A 19,649-nucleotide genomic window follows, 5' to 3' on the forward strand; every position below is an offset into this window, starting at 1 on the left:
AGCCGCGGGACGGCCCGAGGTACCCCACCTCATGGCCGCCCCGCTCAGAGCGTTCCTCAATCAGGCCGTGGTCACACCCCCGAGCTGACCTCGGACTTCGAGGACGACCCCGCGCTCGGCTTGCCTTCCAGACGGTTCTTGCGGACCGAGGAGAAGAAGGACAGGGCGATCAGGAGGACGCCGATGAGACCCGTGATGACCTCGTGGATCTCGTACTTGATGGTGATGAGGAGGATCACCGCCAGCGCGCCGATGGCGTAGTGCGCGCCGTGCTCCAGGTAGACGTAGTCGTCCAGGGTGCCCTTGCGGACGAGGTAGACGGTCAGCGACCGGATGTACATCGCGCCGATGCCCAGACCCAGCGCCATCTCGAAGATGTCGTTGGTGATGGCGAAGGCGCCGATGACGCCGTCGAAGGAGAAGGACGCGTCGATGACCTCCAGGTAGAGGAACATGAAGAACGCGGCCTTGCCGGCCAGGCCCACGGCCGCGCCGGTGCCCTTGGCCTTGGCGGGCGCGCGCTCCTCGCCGTCCTCCGCGTCCTCCTCATCCTCCAGCTTGTCCTCGAAGTAGCCGGAGACGCCGCCGACGATGAGGTACGTGAGCAGGCCCGCGACGCCGGAGAGCAGCACTGTGGCGCTCTTGTCACCGCCGCCGTGCGCCACGTCCGTGGCCACGGTCATGGCCGTGACGAGCAGCGCGACCAGCGCGATGATGACCGAGAGGGTGTCGAGCTTGCCCAGCTTGCCCATCGGCTTCTCGATCCACGAGAGCCACTTGTAGTCCCGCTCCTCGAAGATGAAGTCGAGGAAGATCATGAGCAGGAACATGCCGCCGAAGGCGGCGATCGCCGGGTGTGCGGCGGTGACGAGGTGTTCGTACTGCGGCTTGTTGTTGATCGCGAGATCGACGGCCTCGATCGGGCCCAGCTTGGCCGTGATGGCCACGATGACGACCGGGAAGACCAGCCGCATGCCGAACACGGCGATCAGGATGCCGACGGTCAGGAAGACCTTCTGCCAGAAGGCATTCATCTTCCGCAGGATGCCCGCGTTGATGACGGCGTTGTCGAACGAGAGCGAGATCTCCAGGATCGAGAGGATCCCGACGATCGCGAGCCCCTGCCACCCCCAGAGCACGCCGGCCAAGGCCAGGCCCGCCACCGTGACGGCGAATGACCAGCCAAAGGTTTTCAGGAGCACTTCCTACCCAATCCCTCGTTGTGTGGGGTCCCCCGCGCACGGGTGGACGGCGCTTTACGAAACGTTGACCCCGAAGTCTAGAGCGATGCCGCGCAGACCCGACGCGTACCCCTGCCCAACAGCCCTGAACTTCCACTCCCCGCCGTAGCGGTAAACCTCGCCGAAGATCATCGCCGTCTCCGTGGAGGCGTCCTCGCTCAGGTCGTAGCGCGCCAGTTCACTGCCGTCGGCCTGGTTGACCACCCGGATGAAGGCGTTGCTGACCTGCCCGAAGCTCTGTCCGCGGGCGTCGGCGTCGTGGATCGAGACCGGAAAGACGATCTTGTCGACCTGGGCCGGGACCTTGGCGAGGTCCACGAGAATCGATTCGTCGTCGCCCTCGCCCTCACCGGTGAGGTTGTCCCCGGTGTGCTCGACGGAGCCGTCCGGGCTCTTGAGGTTGTTGTAGAAGACGAAGTACTCGTCCCCGAGCACCCGGCCGCTGGTGCACAGCAGGGCGCTGGCGTCCAGGTCGAACGGCGCGCCGGTCGTGGAGCGCGCGTCCCAGCCGAGGCCGACCATGACCTGGGTGAGATTGGGTGCGGCCTTCGAGAGGGAGACATTGCCCCCCTTGGCGAGTGTGACGCCCATGTTCTTCGCTTCCTCCCCGGTGTCGGTGCTCTGGTCTCAAGCGCGCCCGGCGCCGCACTCCCCTTGGGGCGTACGGCGCCGGGCAGGTGTGCGTCCTCGGTCAGACGTTCACGCCGAAGTCCTGCGCGATGCCGCGCAGGCCCGAGGCGTAGCCCTGGCCGATGGCCCGGAACTTCCACTCCGCGCCGTTGCGGTACAGCTCGCCGAAGACCATGGCGGTCTCCGTCGAGGCGTCCTCGCTCAGGTCGTAGCGCGCCAGCTCGGTGTTGTCGGCCTGGTTCACCACGCGGATGAAGGCGTTGCGCACCTGGCCGAAGCTCTGCTGGCGGTTCTCGGCGTCGTAGATCGACACCGGGAACACGATCTTGGAGACATCGGCCGGCACACCGGCCAGGTTCACCTTGATCTGCTCGTCGTCGCCCTCGCCCTCACCGGTGATGTTGTCCCCGGTGTGCTCGACCGACCCGTCCGGGCTCTTCAGGTTGTTGAAGAACACGAAGTTCTGGTCGTTCCCGACCTTGCCCTGGTCGTTGGTCAGCAGAGCGCTGGCGTCGAGGTCGAAGTCGGTACCGGTGGTGGTACGCGCGTCCCAGCCCAGACCGACGATGACCGCGGTCAGATTGGGGGCTTCCTTCGTCAGCGAGACGTTGCCGCCCTTGCTGAGGCTGACTCCCACGAGTCCTCCCATAGGTTCGAGGGGTACACAATCGCCCCCGTCGTGCATGGCATCAGAACAACGAATTGATCCTAGTGACCGGTTCCCGCCGATGACGCGTTGTCGAAACCGAGGGTGTCGGCTCAGAGGGTGTCGAGCGCCTTGGCGTACTCATTCAGGTCACGCGCGTCGGGCAGGCCGTTGACGACCGTCCAGCGGACCACGCCCTCCTTGTCGATGATGAAGGTGCCGCGCACCGCGCAGCCCTTCTCCTCGTCGAAGACGCCGTAGGCGCGGGAGGCCTCGCCGTGCGGCCAGAAGTCCGACAGCAGGGGGTACTCCAGGCCCTCCTGCTCGGCGAAGACGCGCAGCGAGAACGGGGAGTCATTCGAAACGGCGAGCAGCTGCACCTCGTCGTTGACGAACTTGGGCAGTTCGTCGCGCAGGGCGCACAGCTCACCGGTGCACACGCCGGTGAAGGCGAAGGGGTAGAAGAGCAGCACGACGTTCTTCTCGCCGCGGAAGTCGGAGAGCTTGACGGTCTCCCCGTGCTGATTCTTCAGCTCGAACTCCGGAGCCTTCGCGCCGACCTCGATCGCCATGGGTTCTGTTTCCCTTCGCAGATGCTGAACAGATACCCGCCAACCCTACGTGGCGACCCTCTTCCGGATATGCGTCGAGCCCCCTTCCGGACGGCCTTCCCTGGGCACGGGGGCCGGGGAAGGCTGCGGAAGGGGGCTCGGGGACGTGCCGGCGTGAGAGCTCAGCGCTTGCCGGACTTAGCGGCCTTCGGCGTGACCAGCCGGCTGCCGCTCCAGTCCTTGCCCGCGTTGATGCTCTTCGTCTGGGACAGACCCGCAGTCTGCGCGGCCTCATTGATGTCGCTCGGCTCGACGTAACCGTCGCGTCCGGTCTTCGGCGTCAGCAGCCAAACCGGGGCACCTTCGTCGATCAGACCGATGGCGTCGACCAGGGCGTCCGTCAGGTCGCCGTCCTCGTCCCGGAACCAGAGCAGGACGACATCGGCGACGTCGTCGTAGTCCTCGTCGACAAGTTCCTGGCCGATCGCGGCCTCGATGCCTTCACGGAGCTCCTGCTCGACGTCGTCGTCGTAGCCGATCTCCTGGACCACCTGTCCGGGCTCGAACCCCAGCCTGACGGCCGGGTTGGTCCGCTCCTCCGCGTGGTCCGCGGTCGCGCTCACGGATTGCCTCCTGTCATGTCTTGTGGATATGCCTTGTACCTCGCGCGTGCGCGGGGCATTGGGCGTAGTCCACACGGGCGGGGCGAATCGCGCAAGTACCCGGCCCTCCAGACCGCCAAAACGGTGACGGATACGGCCGTCTCGCCGCAACTGCGACCCCTTCTACCCCGTGCTGCGGTGATTCACGCCACAGCGTCGTGCCGGTCCCATGGGGTACACGCGCGCGACCGGGCCCGGTGAGGGGTACGGACAGCCCGCATGCGGGTGTTCGATAACCGTACGGCCAGCCGCCGGGGGCGCGCGACATGGGCGTATGGTTGCGATTTGGTCTCCCCCGGGGCGCGCCTGTCGGCAGCCGTCTACGAGGGGCGGTTACCCGCAGGTAGAGATGACGTATCCGCGTGCCTCGGTACACGATGGAAGACGGCGCGACACCAGCAGAGACAGAAATCTGACCTCGTGCTCGGCACTTCATGGACTCACATGCGTGCAAAGTACGACACGACCAGAACAGTGAAGGAACAGCGTGGCTTCCGGATCCGATCGCAACCCGATCATCATTGGCGGCCTTCCCAGCCAGGTCCCGGACTTCGATCCTGAAGAGACCCAGGAATGGCTCGACTCGCTCGACGCAGCCGTCGATGAGCGAGGCCGGGAACGTGCCCGCTACCTCATGCTCCGCCTCATCGAGCGGGCCCGCGAGAAGCGCGTGGCCGTGCCGGAGATGCGCAGCACGGACTACGTCAACACCATCGCGACCAAGGACGAGCCGTTCTTCCCCGGCAACGAGGAGATCGAGCGCAAGGTCCTGAACGCGACCCGGTGGAACGCGGCCGTCATGGTCTCCCGGGCCCAGCGCCCCGGCATCGGTGTCGGCGGCCACATCGCCACCTTCGCCTCCTCCGCCTCCCTGTACGACGTGGGCTTCAACCACTTCTTCCGGGGCAAGGACGACGGCAAGGGCGGCGACCAGATCTTCTTCCAGGGCCACGCCTCCCCCGGCGTCTACGCCCGCGCCTACCTGCTGGACCGGCTCAGCTCCGACCAGCTGGACGCCTTCCGCCAGGAGAAGTCCAAGGCCCCGAACGGCCTGTCCAGCTACCCGCACCCGCGGCTGATGCCGGACTTCTGGGAGTTCCCGACCGTCTCGATGGGCCTCGGCCCGCTCGGCGCGATCTACCAGGCCCGGATGAACCGCTACATGGAGGCGCGCGGCATCGCCGACACCTCCGACAGCCACGTGTGGGCGTTCCTCGGCGACGGCGAGATGGACGAGCCGGAGTCGCTGGGCCAGCTGTCCATCGCCGCGCGCGAGGGCCTGGACAACCTCACCTTCGTCGTCAACTGCAACCTGCAGCGCCTGGACGGCCCGGTCCGCGGCAACGGCAAGATCATGCAGGAGCTGGAGTCGCAGTTCCGCGGCGCCGGCTGGAACGTGATCAAGCTGGTCTGGGACCGCTCCTGGGACCCGCTGCTCGCGCAGGACCGGGACGGCGTGCTGGTCAACAAGCTGAACACCACGCCGGACGGCCAGTTCCAGACGTACGCCACCGAGACCGGTGCGTACATCCGCGACCACTTCTTCGGTGACGACCACCGGCTGCGCAAGATGGTCGAGAACATGACCGACGACCAGATCCTGCACCTGGGCCGCGGCGGTCACGACCACAAGAAGATCTACGCGGCGTACGCGGCGGCCAAGGCGCACAAGGGTCAGCCGACCGTGATCCTCGCGCAGACCGTCAAGGGCTGGACGCTCGGCCCGAACTTCGAGGGCCGCAACGCGACCCACCAGATGAAGAAGCTGACGGTCGACGACCTGAAGATGTTCCGCGACCGGCTGCACCTGCCGATCCCGGACAAGGACCTGGAGAACGGCAACCCGCCGTACTACCACCCCGGCCGGGACTCCGAAGAGATCCAGTACATGCACGACCGCCGCAAGGCGAACGGCGGGTACGTCCCGACCCGTATCGTGCGCGCGAAGCCGCTGGAGCTGCCGGGCGACAAGGCGTACGCGACCGCCAAGAAGGGCTCGGGCCAGCAGAAGATCGCCACGACCATGGCGTTCGTCCGCGTCCTGAAGGACCTGATGCGGGACAAGGAGATCGGCAAGCGCTTCGTGCCGATCGCGCCGGACGAGTACCGCACGTTCGGCATGGACGCGTTCTTCCCGACCTCCAAGATCTACAACCCGCTGGGCCAGATCTACGAGTCGGTCGACCGCGAGCTGCTGCTGGCGTACAAGGAGTCGCCGACCGGCCAGATGCTGCACGACGGCATCACCGAGGCCGGCTGCACGGCGTCGCTGATCGCGGCGGGCTCGGCGTACGCCACGCACGGCGAGCCGCTGATCCCGGTGTACGTCTTCTACTCGATGTTCGGTTTCCAGCGGACCGGCGACCAGTTCTGGCAGATGGCCGACCAGCTGGCGCGCGGTTTCGTCCTGGGTGCGACCGCGGGCCGTACGACCCTGACCGGTGAGGGTCTGCAGCACGCCGACGGCCACTCGCAGCTGCTCGCCTCGACCAACCCGGCGTGCGTCGCCTACGACCCGGCCTTCGGGTTCGAGATCGCGCACATCGTCCGGGACGGTCTGCGCCGCATGTACGGCGAGAACAGCGAGGACATCTTCTACTACCTCACGGTCTACAACGAGCCGATCGTGCACCCGGCCGAGCCGGAGGACGTGGACGTCGAGGGCATCCTCCAGGGCATCCACAAGTTCCGGCCGGGCACGGCGGGCAGCATCCCGGCGCAGATCATGGCGTCCGGCGTGGCCGTGCCGTGGGCCATCGAGGCGCAGCGGATCCTCGCCGAGGAGTGGAACGTCAAGGCGGACGTCTGGTCGGCGACCTCCTGGAACGAGCTGCGCCGCGAGGCCGTCGAGGTGGAGGAGCACAACCTCCTGCACCCGGAGGAGGAGCAGCGCGTCCCGTACGTGACGCGGAAGCTCGCCGACTCCGAGGGTCCGTTCGTGGCCGTGTCCGACTGGATGCGTGCGGTTCCGGACCAGATCGCGCGCTGGGTGCCGGGCACGTACCAGTCGCTGGGTGCGGACGGCTTCGGCTTCGCCGACACCCGTGGCGCGGCCCGCCGCTTCTTCCACATCGACGCGCAGTCGATCGTGCTGGGTGTGCTCACCGAGCTCGCCAAGGAAGGCAAGATCGACCGCTCCGACCTGAAGAAGGCCGTGGACCGGTACCAGCTGCTGGACGTCACGGCGGCGGAAGCCGGCGAGGCGGGCGGCGACGCGTAGAACTGGCTGCTGAGCGCACGCGGGGCCCCCGGACAGCACGACTGTCCGGGGGCCCCGGCGCGTTTCACCGCTCGGCGATCCGGAAGGCACGCACCGTGTACGGCGCGTCCGGGACGTACGTCCCACCGCCCGGATACGTGTCGAACTCGCCGGTCTCGGCGCATTCGGCGCTCTGGAAGGTGGTCACGGGCCGTCCCGTGCGGTTCACGAAGGAGCGCGCGGGGCGGCCGTCGGGCAGCGGTACGCAGCTCTCGATGTCGGTGTCGGAGAGCTCGTGGGTCACGCGCGGGCCTTCGTAACCGGCCTTCGGCCAGAGACAGAGCTGCCCGGCGGCACAGGAGCCGGATGCCGCGTGCGCGGCGAAGGGCGTGCTGAGCAGTGCGGCCGCGCCTACCGCGGCGGCGAGGACGGTCGTACGCATACGGATCAACCCCCGTGTGATGACGGTTCTGGTGGCCGCCACGGTGGCCCGTCCGCGTACACGGTGAAAAGGCATCCGGGCCCCGTCCACCCTGATAGGGGAAGACGGGGCCCGGTGGTGGTGCGAGGCGGCGCTCCGAAGCGCGAGGCGGCGCGTCAGATGTGGCCGACGCCGGCGCCCGCCTCGGCATTCGCGCCACGCTTGGTGAACACCGCTACCGCCGCCGCGACGATGGCGACACCGCAGGCGACCGTGAAGGCCAGCCCCATGCCGGAGATGAAGGTGTCGTGGGCGACCGCGGTGATCTTCTCGGCGATCGGCGCGGGGGTGCCCTTGGGAACCGGCGAGATGCCGACCGCGACCGCGTCGGCGGCCTTGTCCAGCTGCGCCTGCGGGACCGGCGGGAGGTGTGCGCCGTTCCAGTTCTCGGGCAGCTTGGTGTCGACCCGGGAGGCCATCACGGCGCCCAGTACAGCCGTGCCGAGGCTGCCGCCGACCTGCATCGCGGCCTGCTGGAGACCGCCGGCGACGCCGGACAGCTCCATGGGCGCGTTGCCGACGATGACCTCGGTGGCACCAACCATGACGGGCGCGAGGCCGAGGCCCAGGAGGGCGAACCAGAGGGACATCGCGCCGGTACCGGTGCCGGTGTCCAGCGTGGACATGCCGTACATCGCGACGGCGGTGAGGACCATGCCGCCGACCAGCGGCACCCGCGGCCCGAACTTGGTGATCATGGCGCCGGCGAGCGGCGAGCCGACGATCATCATGCCGGTGAGCGGGAGCAGGTGCAGCCCGCTGTCCACCGGGCTCATCCCGTGCACGTTCTGCAGGTAGAAGGTGACGAAGAACAGTCCGCCCATGAAGGCGAACGCCATCAGCACCATCAGGATCGTGCCGGCGGTGAGCGGTACGGAGCGGAACATCCGCAGCGGGATGAGCGGCTCGCGGACCTTGGTCTCCAGCACGGCGAAGAGCGCGAAGAGCACGATCGAGCCGATCAGGAAGCCCCAGGTCTTGCCGTCGCCCCAGCCCCAGGTGCCGGCCTTGATGAGCGCCCAGATGAGGCAGAACATCGCGCCGGACAGCAGCACGATGCCGGGGACGTCGAAGGAGCGCGGGGCGTTCTTCGCGCGGTGGTCCTTGAGGATGACCAGGCCGAGGAGGAGGGCCACGACGCCGACGGGCACGTTGATGAAGAAGACGGACTGCCAGTTGACGTGCTCGACGAGCAGGCCGCCGACGATCGGGCCGCCGGCGGTGGACGCGCCGATGACCATGCCCCAGATGCCGATGGCCATGTTGAGCTTCTCGGCAGGGAAGGTCGCGCGCAGCAGGCCGAGCGCGGCCGGCATCAGCAGCGCGCCGAAGAGGCCCTGCAGTACGCGGAAGACGATGACCAGCGACACCTCGCTGGACAGGCCGATGGCCCCGGAGGCGAGGGCGAAGCCGATCACGCCGATGAGGAAGGTCTGCCGGTGGCCGAAGCGGTCACCGAGCTTGCCCGCCGTGATCAGCGCGACGGCCAGCGCGAGGAGGTACCCGTTGGTGATCCACTGGACGTCGGCGAGCGTGGCGCCGAGGTCCTTCTGGATGGCCGGGTTGGCGATGGCGACGATGGTGCCGTCGAGCGCCACCATCATCACGCCGATCGCGACGGAGAAGAGGGTCAGCCAGGGATGGCCACGCAGTCCCCTGCGCGGCTCCGGGGTCGGTGCGTCCGGTATCGCCTCGGCTACCGGGGTCTGTGAGCTCATGTCCCCGACAATAATGTCAGCCACTGACAGTTGACAAAGCATTTCATCAGTCGGTAACTGTCAGTTAGCTCACAGGTATCGTGAGCAGCAGTGATCCATCGAGGAGGGCGGCGCATGAAGGCCGAGGTGACGCCGCGTGAGGGACTGCGCTGCGGACTGCGCGAGCGGAAGAAGCGGCGTACGCACGACGCGCTGATCCGCGCCGCGCTGGAGCTGTGCACCCAGCAGGGGTACGACCACACCACGATCGACGAGATCGCCGAGGCGGTCGACGTCTCCCAGCGGACGTTCTTCCGGTACTTCACCACCAAGGAAGACGTGGTCTTCGCCGTCCAGGAGATCGTGGAGGCGCGCTTCCTGGAGGCACTGCGGGCCCGGCCGGCCGCCGAGGTCCCCCTGGAGGCCCTGCGCAACGCCGTCCTGCTGGCCTGGGACGACCTCGGCCAGGTGATCGAGTCGATCATCCCGGTCGAGCTGCACATGCGGACGTACCAGATGATCGAGTCGACGCCTGGACTGCTCGCCGCGCACCTGCGGCGCAGCTCCGACCTGGAGGAGCTGATCGCCACGGTCATCGCCCGGCGCGAGGGCCTGGACGTGGACGCCGACCCGCGGCCGCGGATCGTGGTGGCGGCGTTCAGCGGCGTGATGCGGCTGGCCGGGCGACTCTGGGGCGAGGCCGGGGAGTGCAGCGTGGAATCCATCCGCGCGATCACCGAGAACCACCTGGACGGCATCGTTCCGGCAATCGCGGGCCAGTGGCGGAAAACCACCCCTTAACGGGACCACATGAGCATCTCGCCGCACTCGTGAGCAGGACAAATGGGCGCGAAGTGTCCGTTGTGACCCTAATGACCCACACTGAAACGTGAGTTGACTCACCCAATCCACGGCCACCGCGCGCCGTCTCCTAGGCTGTCCCGCGGTGACTTCCTTCTCCGAGCTCGGCGCTCCTCCCGGTTTTCTGCAGTCCTCCGCCTGGCGTGCGGCACTCGCCCTGGTGGTGGTGTTCGTGATGCTCGCGGTGACCGGCTGGACGGGCATCAGAGGTACCAGAGGGGACACCGATCCGCTGGGCAGCTCCCGGGCCGCCTGGGCGGGCGGCACCTTCCACGGCCACCGGCTGCCCGACCCGGCAGCGGGACCGCACCGCATCGCGGCGTTCTTCGCCGGGCTGCGCAAGGCGGACCGGCTGCGGCTGGCCGACCGCTATCCGCTCGCCGTCGGCAACATGGCGGGCGCCCCCGCCTCGCTGCGCTACCTGGCCAACCACAAGGCCATGGACCGGGCACGCGACGTGGCCGCGCAGCGCTCGCACGACGGACGGCTGACGCCGGAGGGGCGCCAGGACGCCGGCCGGCTCATGCACCGCCTGGACTCGATGATGCGGCCGGGGCGGCAGATCCTGTCCTTCGACCCGGCCGCCGGCGGCCGCGCCGCCGAGGTCTTCGGCGACCTCACGCACGCCCGCCGGGTCTCGGTCGTGGTGCCCGGCGTGGACACCAATCTGGTGAACTTCGAGCGCACCAAGCGCGCGGACAGCGCACCGGTGGGCATGGCCTCCTCGCTGTACGACGCGGAGCGCGCGGTGCGCCCCGACGCCCGTACCGCAGTGATCGCCTGGGCCGACTACACCGCGCCCGCCGGCATCGGCGTGGACGCGGCGGCCGGGCAGCTGGCGCAGGCGGGCGCGCAGCGCCTGGAATCGATGGTCGGCGCGCTGCCGACCGGCGCCGACGTCTCGCTGTTCTGCCACAGCTACGGCTCCGTGGTGTGCGGGGTGGCGGCCCGCGCGCTGCCCTCCCGGGTCGGCGACATCGTGGTGGCGGGCAGCCCCGGCATGCGCGCCCGGAACGCCGCCGCGCTGCACACCACCGCCCGGGTGTGGGCGATGCGGGACTCCGACGACTGGATCCAGGACGTGCCCAACCTGGAGCTGGGCGGGCTGGGGCACGGCGCCGACCCGGTGGACCCGGCGTTCGGCTCCCGGGTGCTCTCCGCGGCGGGCGCGAACGGCCACGCGGGGTACTTCACCCGGGGGACGCAGAGCCTGTCCAACTTCGCGCTCGTCGGAGTCGGCGCGGTCGCGGGCGTCAGCTGCGCGGCCGACGACGGGAACTGCTCGGCCGACCTGGCGTGAGGGCCGGCCCGGCGCCGTACGGGACCGGCGGCCGGCCGGAGCCGCCAACGGGGCCGGGGAACGGCGTGACGCGCGTAGCGCAGTGCTGTACGGAAGGGGGACGGGCGGGCTGCCCGCCGCTTACGATGAACCGCATGGGTGATGTGCTGGCCGGTTTTCATGCCGTCTGGGAGTTCGACACGGACTCCGTGCTCATCCGCTTCGAACGGGGGATCCGCAAGCCCAAGCTGTTCCAGGCGCTCGGCGAGCGCCGCATCCCCTACGAAGCGCTGAGCTCGGTGAAGCTCTCGCGGGGCAGGCGCGGGACGGTGGTCCTGCATGCCCGGCCCCGGCCGGGCGCCGACCCGCTGATGGACGCCGCCGACGGGCAGCTGAAGGACGACGCCGACCCGTACCGCCTGGTGCTCCCCGCCGACCGCGCCGAGCAGGCCGAGTACTACCGCGACCAGCTGACCGGCCTCCTCGGCCCGTACGCGGCGGGCCCCGCCGACCAGCACCTCGTGGCGGCCCCGGAGCCGCCGCTGACCTTCAAGGCGTACGACGGCAAGGCGTCCTTCGACGGCAGCTCGGTGGCGTTCCGCTGGTTCTGGACCGGCGCCTCGTCCGCGAAGTGGAAGTCCGGCGACCAGAGCTTCCCGGTCGACGGGCTGGCCGGCGTGGTGTGGCGCTCCCCGGAGAACGGCAGCTCGGCGCCCGCGCCGCCCGGCGCGTGGCACAACGGCTACCTGCGGCTGCTGGCGCACGGCACCGAGGAGGAGGGCCAGGGCGGCGCCGACCAGGACCCGGCCTCGGTGATCTTCGGCCTCGGCTACGGCCCGGTCCACGAGTCGCTGCCGTTCGCCGCGGCCGTCCTGCAGGCCGTACGGACCGCGGGCCCGGCCCCCGCGCCCGCACCCCAGCGCCGCACCCTGGAGCCGCACCGCGGCCCCGCCGACATCGCCGACCGCATACGGCAGCTCGGCGAGCTGCACGACGCGGGACTGCTGACGGACGCCGAGTTCAGCGCGAAGAAGGCGGAACTGCTGGCGGAGCTGTAGGGCTCCTACGGTGCGGTGACCGCTTTCGGTACGGCGCCGTGATGAGCCGCCGTACGGCGGAGGGGCGGCGCTTCGTACGACAGGGCGGCGGGCCTTCGTACAGCGAGGCGGCCTGTCCGGTGCGACCGGCGGGGCCGGCCCTCGTACCGCCGCTCCTGATACCCAGGTATGACCCCGGACCGACGACTCCGGTATGACGCCCCGGCGTACCCGGCCCGCATACGCTGATCCGGCGATGTCCACGTCCTCCCCTTCCTCCCCCTCCTCCGGCCCCTCCCCCGGGCCGCTCTTCGGCGCGGGCCGGCCCCGCTGGCTGCAATGGCTGCCGTACGTCGTCGCCTTCGGGTTCACCGTCTCGCTGCTGCCCATCACCATCGTCGTGCTGACCGACGACTACGGCTTGAACGCCGGACTGGCCGGTGCGCTCGGCGTCGCCCAGACCGCCCCGCTGCTGCTGGCGGTGGTCCGCCCGCTGCAGGCGTGGTGGGTGATCTTCGCGGCCGACCTCGCCGCCGGTTTCGCGCTGGCGCTCATCCCCGTCCACCAGGGCACCAGCTGGCCCTGGCCGCCGCCCACCATCGTGGGGTACCTCGCCCTGGCGCTCGCCCTCGGGCTGCGCGAGCGGCGCCGCGTACTGCTCGCCGTGTGGCTCGCCACCGGCGCCGCCGGCATCCTCTTCGGAGGCCTGCGGCCCGCCCGCTCCGACGCCACCTGGCTGCTGCTCTTCGTACTCTCCGGCGTGGTCCTGCTGCTGGCGGGCGCGCTGCGGGAACGCGGCGACGCCCGGCGCCAGTTGGCGGAGCAGGAAACGATCAGTGAGGCGGAGCGCGCCCGGCGCACGCTGCTGGAGGAGCGCACCCGCATCGCCCGCGAGCTGCACGACGTCGTCGCGCACCACATGTCGGTGATCACGGTGCAGGCGGACAGCGCGCCGTACCGCCTCCAGGGACTCCCGCCGGAGGCCGCCGAGGAGTTCGGGACGATCGCCGCGACCGCACGCGAGTCGCTGGGCGAGATGCGCCGACTGCTGGGCGTGCTGCGCAGCGAGGAGAGCGAGCGGCACGGCGGCCCCGAGAAGGCGCCGCAGCCGGGCCTGGACCAGCTGTCGCGGCTGGTGGAGGGGACCGTACGCGCGGGTGTGCCGGTGGAATTGACGCTCTCCCGGGCGCTCGGCGAACTCCCGCCCGCCGTCGGCCTGTCGGGGTACCGCATCGTGCAGGAGGCGCTGTCGAACGTCGTACGGCACGCGCCCGGCGCGCGCACCCGCGTCTCGGTCACGCCGGACCGCACGAGCCTGACCGTCCTGGTCGTCAACGGCCCGCCGCCGCGCCCCGCCGCGCCGCTGGAGACGACCGGAACCGGCCACGGCCTGGTCGGCATGCGCGAGCGCGTACGCCTGCTGGACGGCACCCTGGACACCGGCCCCCTGCCGGACGGGGGTTACCGTGTCGCCGCCCGGCTCCCGCTCACGGAGCCCCCGACGGGGAAGGACCCGACACGCGCATGACCACCCGCGTGATCATCGTTGACGACCAGGCCATGGTGCGGGCGGGCTTCGCCGCGCTGCTCGCCGCGCAGAGCGACATCGACGTCGTCGGCGACGCGGAGGACGGGGCGCGCGGCGTCGAACTGAGCCGCCGCAGCCACCCCGACGTGGTGCTGATGGACGTCCGGATGCCGGAGATGGACGGCCTGGAGGCGGCCCGGCAGCTGCTCTCCCCGCCCCCGGGCGTCGTGCACCGCCCGAAAGTGCTGATGCTCACCACCTTCGACGTCGACGACTACGTGTACGAAGCGCTGCGCGCCGGCGCGTCCGGCTTCCTGCTGAAGGACGCGCCGCCGGCCGACCTGATCTCGGCGGTACGGGTCGTGGCGGCCGGCGAGGCACTGCTCGCCCCCTCGGTGACCCGCCGTCTGATCGCCGACTTCGCGCGGCAGCGCCCTGCGCCCCGCAAGGACCGCGCCTCGCTGCGTCTGAACGGCCTCACCCCGCGCGAGACCGAGGTGCTGGAGCTGATCGCGCGCGGCCTGTCCAACCAGGAGATCGCGGCCGAACTGGTGCTGGCCGAGCAGACGGTGAAGACCCACATCGGACGGGTGCTGGCCAAGCTGGACCTGCGCGACCGCGCCCAGGCCGTGATCTTCGCGTACGAGTCGGGCCTGGTGACACCGGGCACGTCGTAAGAAACGGGGAGCTGCGCCCCGTAAGGGGCGCGGGGAACTGCGCGCTCAGCCACAACGGTGCCGCGCCCGGCCATCGGCCACGTCCCCCACCCCCTACCCCGGTATCACCGGGCAGTTGGCCCCATGGTGTGACGCCTCACCACCCTTCCCCTTCCTACGTTTCCCTCCGCCAGATCACCGGAAGAGGGGAACACCGTCATGCCGCTGCGCACACCGCCGCGTACCGCGGACACCGGACGCGCGACGGACAACCACGCAACGGACGACCGTCCCGCACCGGCACGCCGCCGCGCCCCGCGGCACCGCGGCCTGGCGGCCCTCGCCGCCGTCGTCGCGCTCGTCGCCGGCACCGGCGGCTGGGCCGCCGGCAGCGAGCAGACCGCCGTCACCGGGCCCGCGCCGGGCGCCGCCGCCTGGCGCGCCGACCACACGCTCGGCCGGCCGCTGCCCGACCCGGCGACCGCCTCGCCCGCCGCCGTGGCCCGCTTCTTCGCCGGCCTGACCGAGACGGAGCGGCAGCGGCTCGCCCACCGGCACCCGATGACCGTGGGCACCTTGGACGGCGCACCCGTACGGCTGCGCTACCGCGCGAACGCCCGCGCCCTCCGGGCCGAACGCGCCCGCCTCTACGCCCGCGCGGACGACCCCGCCCGCGCCGCCGAGGACCGCAGCCGGGCCCGCGCGCTGGCCGCCCGCTGCACCGAACTCCTCGCCCCGGGGCGGCAGATCCTCTTCTTCGACCCGCGCGGCCGGGGCCAGGTCGCCGAGGTGTACGGGGACCTCGGCGCGGCCCGGCGCACGGCCGTGATCGTGCCTGGCTCGGACATCGACCTCGGCACGTTCGACCGTGAGCGGGACCGGTACGGCACACCGACCGGCATGGCCGCCTCGCTGCGCGCCCGGATGTCCGCCGAGGACCCGGCGACGCCCACCTCGGTGATCGCCTGGGCCGGCTACACCACGCCGGTCGGCCTCGGCCCGGACGCCGCGACGGGGCGGCTCGCGGAGGCCGGCGCGCCCCGGCTGGCCCGGCTGCTGACGGGGCTCGCCGCGACCGGCGCCCCGGCGCCCGCCCTGCTCTGCCACAGCTACGGCTCGGTCGTCTGCGGCCTGGCGTCGCCCCGCGCCGGACGGAGCGCGGTCGGCGACGTGATCCTCTTCGGCTCGCCGGGGGCGCGCACGGAGCGCGCCGCGGACCTGCACGCCGGCGGGCGGGTGTGGGCGGCCCGGGACGCCTCGGACTGGATCGGCGACATCCCGAACGTCGAGGTGCTGGGCCTGGGCCACGGCACCGACCCGACCGACCCCGCGTTCGGCGCGCGCCGCGTCGCCGCCGACCGCGCCGAGGGCCACACCGGCTACCTCGTGCCCGGCACCGACTCCCTGGACGGCTTCGCCGACATCGTGCTCGGCCGTCCCTCCCGCGGGCGCTGAGCGCGCCCTCAGCCAAGGACACCGCCATGACCATCGCGTTCCTGAACCCCGGCGGCGGACCGGCCGCCGGTGCCGCCGGCAGCGGCCTGCGGGCCAACCGGACCGAGAAGCACGGGCCGCTCCGCAGGGCCGTGACCGCCATCGAGGGCCGCACCCCCGCGCACCGCGACCGCGCGATCGACGGGCTGCGGGCGCTCGCGCTGCTCGCCGTGCCGACCGGGCACTGGCTGGTCGGCGGCTTCACGCGGGACGCCGACGGCGCGCTGCACAACGCCAGCCCGCTGTCCACGCTCGGCTTCTTCGCGCCGGTGAGCTGGGTGTTCCAACTGCTGGGGATCTTCTTCCTGGTCGGCGGGTACTCCTCGGTGCTGTCCTACCGGCGCGCGAGCGGGCGCGGCGAGTCCACCGCGCGCTGGCTGGGCGGCCGGCTGGCCCGCCTGGGCCGCCCGGTCCTCGCCGTGACGGCCGTGTGGGCGCTGCTGATCGGGGTGCTGTTCGCTGCCGGAGTGCCCGAGGCGACGCTGCGGACGGGGGCGACGCTGGTCGTGCAGCCGTTGTGGTTCGTGGGCGTGTACGCCGGGGTCACGGCGCTCACGCCGTACTGCGTGCGCGCCGCGCGCCGGCTCGGGCCATGGGCGGCCGCGCCGCTGTTCGCGGCCGTCGCGGTGGTCGACTTCCTGCGCTACGGCCCGTACGCGGCCGCCGTGCCGTCCTGGCTCGCCCTGCTCAACCTGCTCCCCGGCTGGCTCTTCGCGTACCAACTCGGGGTCTGCTGGGGCGAGAAGCGACTCGGCCGCCGCACCGCCTGGGTACTCCTGGCAGGCGGAGCGGCCGTGTTCGCCGCCCTCCTCCTGGTCTTCCACTACCCCGCGAGCATGGTCGGCGTCCCGGGCACGGCCCGGACGAACTCGCACCCGCCGTCGCTGCTGGTCCTGGCGCTGGCGGCGGCGCAGTGCGGGGCCGCCGTCCTGCTGCGGGACCGGATCGCCGCGCTGCTGCGCCGGCCGGCGCTGTGGGCGCCGGTCGTGGTCGTCAACCTCTGCGCGATGACCGTCTTCTGCTGGCACCAGACCGCGATGCTGACGGTGGCGGTGCCGTCGTCGTACTTCGGCCCGGTACCCGGCCTGACCACGGCGCCCGACTCAGGGGCCTGGCTGCTGACCCGCCTCGCCTGGCTCCCGCTCTTCGCGCTGACGCTGGTCGCGCTCGGCCTGCTCACCCGCCGCTTCGAGGCCCCCTGGGGCGCGAGCCGCACCCGCCGCGCCACCGCCACCGTCCTCTCCACCGGCTTCACCCTCTTCGCGCTGGGTATGGGCTGAGTGGGGCCCTCCCCCCGCTCAGCGCCCGGCGAATCCGCTACGCGTGCTCCTCCCCGAGAGCCGGGGCGATTTCCGCGCGGGAGGAGCAGCCGAGTTTGCCGAGGATGTGTTCCAGGTGGGCGTCGGCGGTGCGTTTGGAGATGACGAGCCGCTCGGCGATCTCACGGTTGGACAGCCCCTCCCGCACGAGAGCCGCGACCTCGCGCTCGCGACGCGTCAGGGTGTGGGTCGGGTGCGGGTCGGCGTCGCAGGGCGCGCCCGCGTCCGGGCGCTCGGCGTCCGCCTCGACGAGGTCCACCACCTCCCCTACGGAGAGCCCCGCGCCGCGGCGGAGCAGCCGCTCGAAATGCGTCTCGCCCAGCTGCCGGGCGGCCTCGGCCCGTGCGCCGTCGTAGGCCCCGGTCAGGCTCGGGAACCCGAGCAGGATGGCGGACATGTTCTCCCCCAGCTTCTCGGCAGCGCCCACCAGCCAGGCCGTGCGGACATACCGTCCCTGGCCGGCGGCGAGCCAGGTCAGGATGGCCAGGCAGGCAGCCGTCCCGTCCTTGTCGCCCATCCGGTACTTCAGCCGGACCGCCGTCCGCACGGCGGACGTGGCCGCCCCGAGGTCTCCGCGACGCCAGTACGCCAGGCCCCGCGCGACGAAGCCGTAGCCGCGCATCCAGCACTCATCCGGATACTCGGCGAGAAGATCCAGGAACTCGTCGATGAGTACCAGCCCCTTGCCGGGGTCGCCGCCGATGGAGTGCATCATGCCGTGCTCCGACAGGGCCCGCATCCGGATGGCGCGTTCGCCGAGGCGCCGGAACCTCTTATAGCCCTCTTCGAAGAGGGCCATGGCCGTGTCCACTTCACCAGTGATGAAGCTCTGGAATGCCGCGAAATGGACGGCGTGGGCCAGCAGGCGTTCGTCGTCGAGCCGTTCGGCGAGGGTGCGGAGCTCCTGGACCGCGGCCAGCGCCGGTCCGCGGTCGGCCTGCCGGCAGGCGCAATAGCACAGCACGATCAGCGCGTCCGCCCGCTCCGCCACCGGCTCCGGCGCCTGCTCCAGGCACCGCGTCAGCCAGCGGCGTCCCTCGCTGAAATACGCTCCGCACTCCCAGTAGTGTCCGAGCGTGACCGCGAAGGCCAGCGCCTCCCGTTCGGCTCCCGGCCGCAGGCAGGCGTATTCGAGGGCGGCCCGTACATTGGCGCGCTCCCGGTCCACCGCCCGGAACAGCTCGACCTGCTCACTGCTGCACCAGCCGTCCCCCAGGCGCCGGGCCAGCGCACGGTAGTGGTTCACGTGCCGCTCCCGGCAGGGGTCCACCTCGCCGAGCTCGGTGAGCCGGTCGGCCCCGTACTCGCGGATCGTGTCGAGCAGCCGGTAGCGGGGATCCTGCTGATCGGGGTCGTCGATCCGGGTCACCACGGACTTGTCGACCAGGCCGATCAGGGTCTCGACCACGTACTCGGCGGGCAGCGCGCCGCCCGCACACACCCGTTCCACCGCGGCCAGGTCGAAGGAGCCGGCGAAGACCGAGAGCCGTGCCCACAGCAGCCGTTCGACGTCGGTGCACAGCTCATGACTCCAGCCGATCGTCGTACGGAGCGTCTGGTGGCGCGGGACCGCGGTGCGCCGGCCGCCCGTCAGCACCCGGAAGCGGTCCTCAAGCTGGGTGACCAGCTGGCCCAGGCTGATCGCGCGCAGCCGTACGGTCGCCAGCTCGATCGCCAGGGGGATGCCGTCCAGGCGGCGGCACAGGGCTTCGACCTCGCCGCGGTTGCCGTCGGTGACGGCGAAGCCGGGGCAGACGACGGCGGCGCGCTGCTGGAACAACTCGACCGCCGTGCCGACGGGGAGCGCCGGCACGGGGAAGATGTGCTCGCCGGGCACGTCCAGCGGCTGCCGGCTGGTGGCGAACACGGTCACGCCGGGCGCCTCGCCGAGCACCACGTCCGCGAACATCGCGCAGGCGTCGACCAGATGCTCGCACGTGTCGAGGATGAGCAGCAGCCGTCGACCCTGCAGATGGTCGAGGAGGATGTCCAGCGGCGGTTCGGCCGTCTGGCTCGGCAGGCCCAGGAGCGTACACAGGGTGTGCGGCAGCAGCTCCGGGTCGCGCAGGGCGGTCAGCTCGGCCAGGCACAGGCCGTCGGGGAAGTCCTCCCTGACGGTGGCCGCGGCGCGCAGCGCTATCCGCGTCTTGCCGACGCCGCCGGGGCCGGTGAGCGTCACCAGCCGAGCCCCGGCCAACATCTCCCGTACCCGGGCGAGTTCTTCCGTGCGACCGACGAAGCCGGTCACCTCAGCGGGAAGTTCGCCTCCGCGCCGACCGAAAACCCGTGCCATGTCGCACCGCCCGGCGTCGTGACCGCCCTGCCCACTTGCCCAGGCTACTCACGGCACGCCGGCCCTCGTGGCCCG

At 71.1% G+C, this 19,649-nt stretch carries 16 protein-coding genes; 8 read left to right on the plus strand and 8 right to left on the minus strand.

The annotated features are described in order from the left end of the window. Positions 1 to 71 precede the first annotated feature (71 nt). From ACZ4MH_RS23015 to ACZ4MH_RS23035, 5 genes are all read right to left on the minus strand, one after another. Entirely contained in the window at positions 72 to 1,202 is a 1,131-nt protein-coding gene (locus tag ACZ4MH_RS23015; RefSeq protein ID WP_351599930.1) for a DUF475 domain-containing protein, read from the minus strand. 54 nt (positions 1,203 to 1,256) lie between these two features. Beyond that, positions 1,257 to 1,832 (minus strand): TerD family protein, encoded by a 576-nt coding sequence (locus ACZ4MH_RS23020; protein ID WP_351599928.1) that lies wholly within the window; start codon positions 1,830 to 1,832, stop codon positions 1,257 to 1,259. A 100-nt stretch (positions 1,833 to 1,932) separates the two neighbouring features. Continuing rightward, positions 1,933 to 2,508 (minus strand): TerD family protein, encoded by a 576-nt coding sequence (locus tag ACZ4MH_RS23025; RefSeq protein WP_351599926.1) that lies wholly within the window; start codon positions 2,506 to 2,508, stop codon positions 1,933 to 1,935. A gap of 122 nt (positions 2,509 to 2,630) precedes the next feature. Next, positions 2,631 to 3,089 carry a peroxiredoxin gene (locus tag ACZ4MH_RS23030; protein ID WP_351599924.1) on the minus strand — a complete coding sequence of 153 codons (459 nt, stop codon included), beginning with the start codon at positions 3,087 to 3,089 and terminating at the stop codon, positions 2,631 to 2,633. A 161-nt stretch (positions 3,090 to 3,250) separates the two neighbouring features. Further along, positions 3,251 to 3,691: a DUF3052 domain-containing protein gene (locus ACZ4MH_RS23035; RefSeq protein ID WP_031055156.1), complete on the minus strand. Its 441-nt coding sequence runs from the start codon at positions 3,689 to 3,691 to the stop codon at positions 3,251 to 3,253. 526 nt (positions 3,692 to 4,217) lie between these two features. Here ACZ4MH_RS23035 and aceE point away from each other — a divergent pair. After that, positions 4,218 to 6,950, plus strand: a complete 2,733-nt coding sequence (gene aceE / locus ACZ4MH_RS23040; RefSeq protein ID WP_351599923.1) for a pyruvate dehydrogenase (acetyl-transferring), homodimeric type — start codon at positions 4,218 to 4,220, stop codon at positions 6,948 to 6,950. 64 nt (positions 6,951 to 7,014) lie between these two features. Here the strand turns inward: aceE and ACZ4MH_RS23045 are convergent, their stop codons facing one another. Together ACZ4MH_RS23045 and ACZ4MH_RS23050 are read right to left on the minus strand one after the other, a co-directional pair. Continuing rightward, entirely contained in the window at positions 7,015 to 7,371 is a 357-nt protein-coding gene (locus ACZ4MH_RS23045) for a peptidase inhibitor family I36 protein (protein ID WP_351599922.1), read from the minus strand. A 155-nt stretch (positions 7,372 to 7,526) separates the two neighbouring features. Then, entirely contained in the window at positions 7,527 to 9,128 is a 1,602-nt protein-coding gene (locus ACZ4MH_RS23050) for an MFS transporter (protein ID WP_351599920.1), read from the minus strand. A gap of 114 nt (positions 9,129 to 9,242) precedes the next feature. On the opposite strand from ACZ4MH_RS23050, the gene ACZ4MH_RS23055 reads away from it, so the two are divergent. The 7 genes from ACZ4MH_RS23055 (at position 9,243) to ACZ4MH_RS23085 (ending at position 17,242) form a co-directional block, all read left to right on the plus strand. After that, complete coding sequence (locus ACZ4MH_RS23055) at positions 9,243 to 9,908, plus strand: TetR/AcrR family transcriptional regulator (RefSeq protein ID WP_351599918.1); 666 nt, start codon at positions 9,243 to 9,245, stop codon at positions 9,906 to 9,908. A gap of 145 nt (positions 9,909 to 10,053) precedes the next feature. Continuing rightward, positions 10,054 to 11,268, plus strand: coding sequence for an alpha/beta hydrolase (locus ACZ4MH_RS23060; protein WP_351599916.1), 1,215 nt, complete (start codon positions 10,054 to 10,056; stop codon positions 11,266 to 11,268). A 134-nt stretch (positions 11,269 to 11,402) separates the two neighbouring features. Continuing rightward, the gene (locus ACZ4MH_RS23065) at positions 11,403 to 12,305 is read left to right on the plus strand and encodes a DUF4429 domain-containing protein (RefSeq protein ID WP_351599914.1); all 903 of its coding nucleotides are present in this window, start codon (positions 11,403 to 11,405) and stop codon (positions 12,303 to 12,305) included. A gap of 235 nt (positions 12,306 to 12,540) precedes the next feature. Further along, complete coding sequence (locus tag ACZ4MH_RS23070) at positions 12,541 to 13,812, plus strand: sensor histidine kinase (RefSeq protein ID WP_351599912.1); 1,272 nt, start codon at positions 12,541 to 12,543, stop codon at positions 13,810 to 13,812. Beyond that, the gene (locus ACZ4MH_RS23075; protein ID WP_351599910.1) at positions 13,809 to 14,489 is read left to right on the plus strand and encodes a response regulator transcription factor; all 681 of its coding nucleotides are present in this window, start codon (positions 13,809 to 13,811) and stop codon (positions 14,487 to 14,489) included. The genes ACZ4MH_RS23070 and ACZ4MH_RS23075 overlap by 4 nt, the downstream gene beginning before the upstream one ends. Positions 14,490 to 14,687: 198 nt before the next feature. After that, positions 14,688 to 15,923: an alpha/beta hydrolase gene (locus ACZ4MH_RS23080; protein ID WP_467754661.1), complete on the plus strand. Its 1,236-nt coding sequence runs from the start codon at positions 14,688 to 14,690 to the stop codon at positions 15,921 to 15,923. A 26-nt stretch (positions 15,924 to 15,949) separates the two neighbouring features. Continuing rightward, positions 15,950 to 17,242, plus strand: a complete 1,293-nt coding sequence (locus tag ACZ4MH_RS23085) for an acyltransferase family protein (RefSeq protein ID WP_351591868.1) — start codon at positions 15,950 to 15,952, stop codon at positions 17,240 to 17,242. Positions 17,243 to 17,279: 37 nt separating this feature from the next. On the opposite strand, the gene ACZ4MH_RS23090 is transcribed toward ACZ4MH_RS23085, so the two are convergent. After that, the gene (locus ACZ4MH_RS23090) at positions 17,280 to 19,529 is read right to left on the minus strand and encodes an ATP-binding protein (RefSeq protein WP_351591866.1); all 2,250 of its coding nucleotides are present in this window, start codon (positions 19,527 to 19,529) and stop codon (positions 17,280 to 17,282) included. Positions 19,530 to 19,649: the final 120 nt, after the last annotated feature.

The sequence above is a fragment of the Streptomyces sp. NPDC026301 genome (assembly GCF_055567935.1).

Bases quoted from the DNA above. Each gene is read 5' to 3' on its own strand.
- ACZ4MH_RS23020 (WP_351599928.1), bottom strand. From the start codon at position 1,832: ATGGGCGTCACACTCGCCAAGGGGGGCAATGTCTCCCTCTCGAAGGCC.
- ACZ4MH_RS23030 (WP_351599924.1), bottom strand. From the start codon at position 3,089: ATGGCGATCGAGGTCGGCGCGAAGGCTCCGGAGTTCGAGCTGAAGAAT.
- ACZ4MH_RS23045 (WP_351599922.1), bottom strand. From the start codon at position 7,371: ATGCGTACGACCGTCCTCGCCGCCGCGGTAGGCGCGGCCGCACTGCTC.
- ACZ4MH_RS23050 (WP_351599920.1), bottom strand. From the start codon at position 9,128: ATGAGCTCACAGACCCCGGTAGCCGAGGCGATACCGGACGCACCGACC.
- ACZ4MH_RS23055 (WP_351599918.1), top strand. From the start codon at position 9,243: ATGAAGGCCGAGGTGACGCCGCGTGAGGGACTGCGCTGCGGACTGCGC.
- ACZ4MH_RS23065 (WP_351599914.1), top strand. From the start codon at position 11,403: ATGGGTGATGTGCTGGCCGGTTTTCATGCCGTCTGGGAGTTCGACACG.
- ACZ4MH_RS23070 (WP_351599912.1), top strand. From the start codon at position 12,541: ATGTCCACGTCCTCCCCTTCCTCCCCCTCCTCCGGCCCCTCCCCCGGG.
- ACZ4MH_RS23075 (WP_351599910.1), top strand. From the start codon at position 13,809: ATGACCACCCGCGTGATCATCGTTGACGACCAGGCCATGGTGCGGGCG.
- ACZ4MH_RS23080 (WP_467754661.1), top strand. From the start codon at position 14,688: ATGCCGCTGCGCACACCGCCGCGTACCGCGGACACCGGACGCGCGACG.
- ACZ4MH_RS23085 (WP_351591868.1), top strand. From the start codon at position 15,950: ATGACCATCGCGTTCCTGAACCCCGGCGGCGGACCGGCCGCCGGTGCC.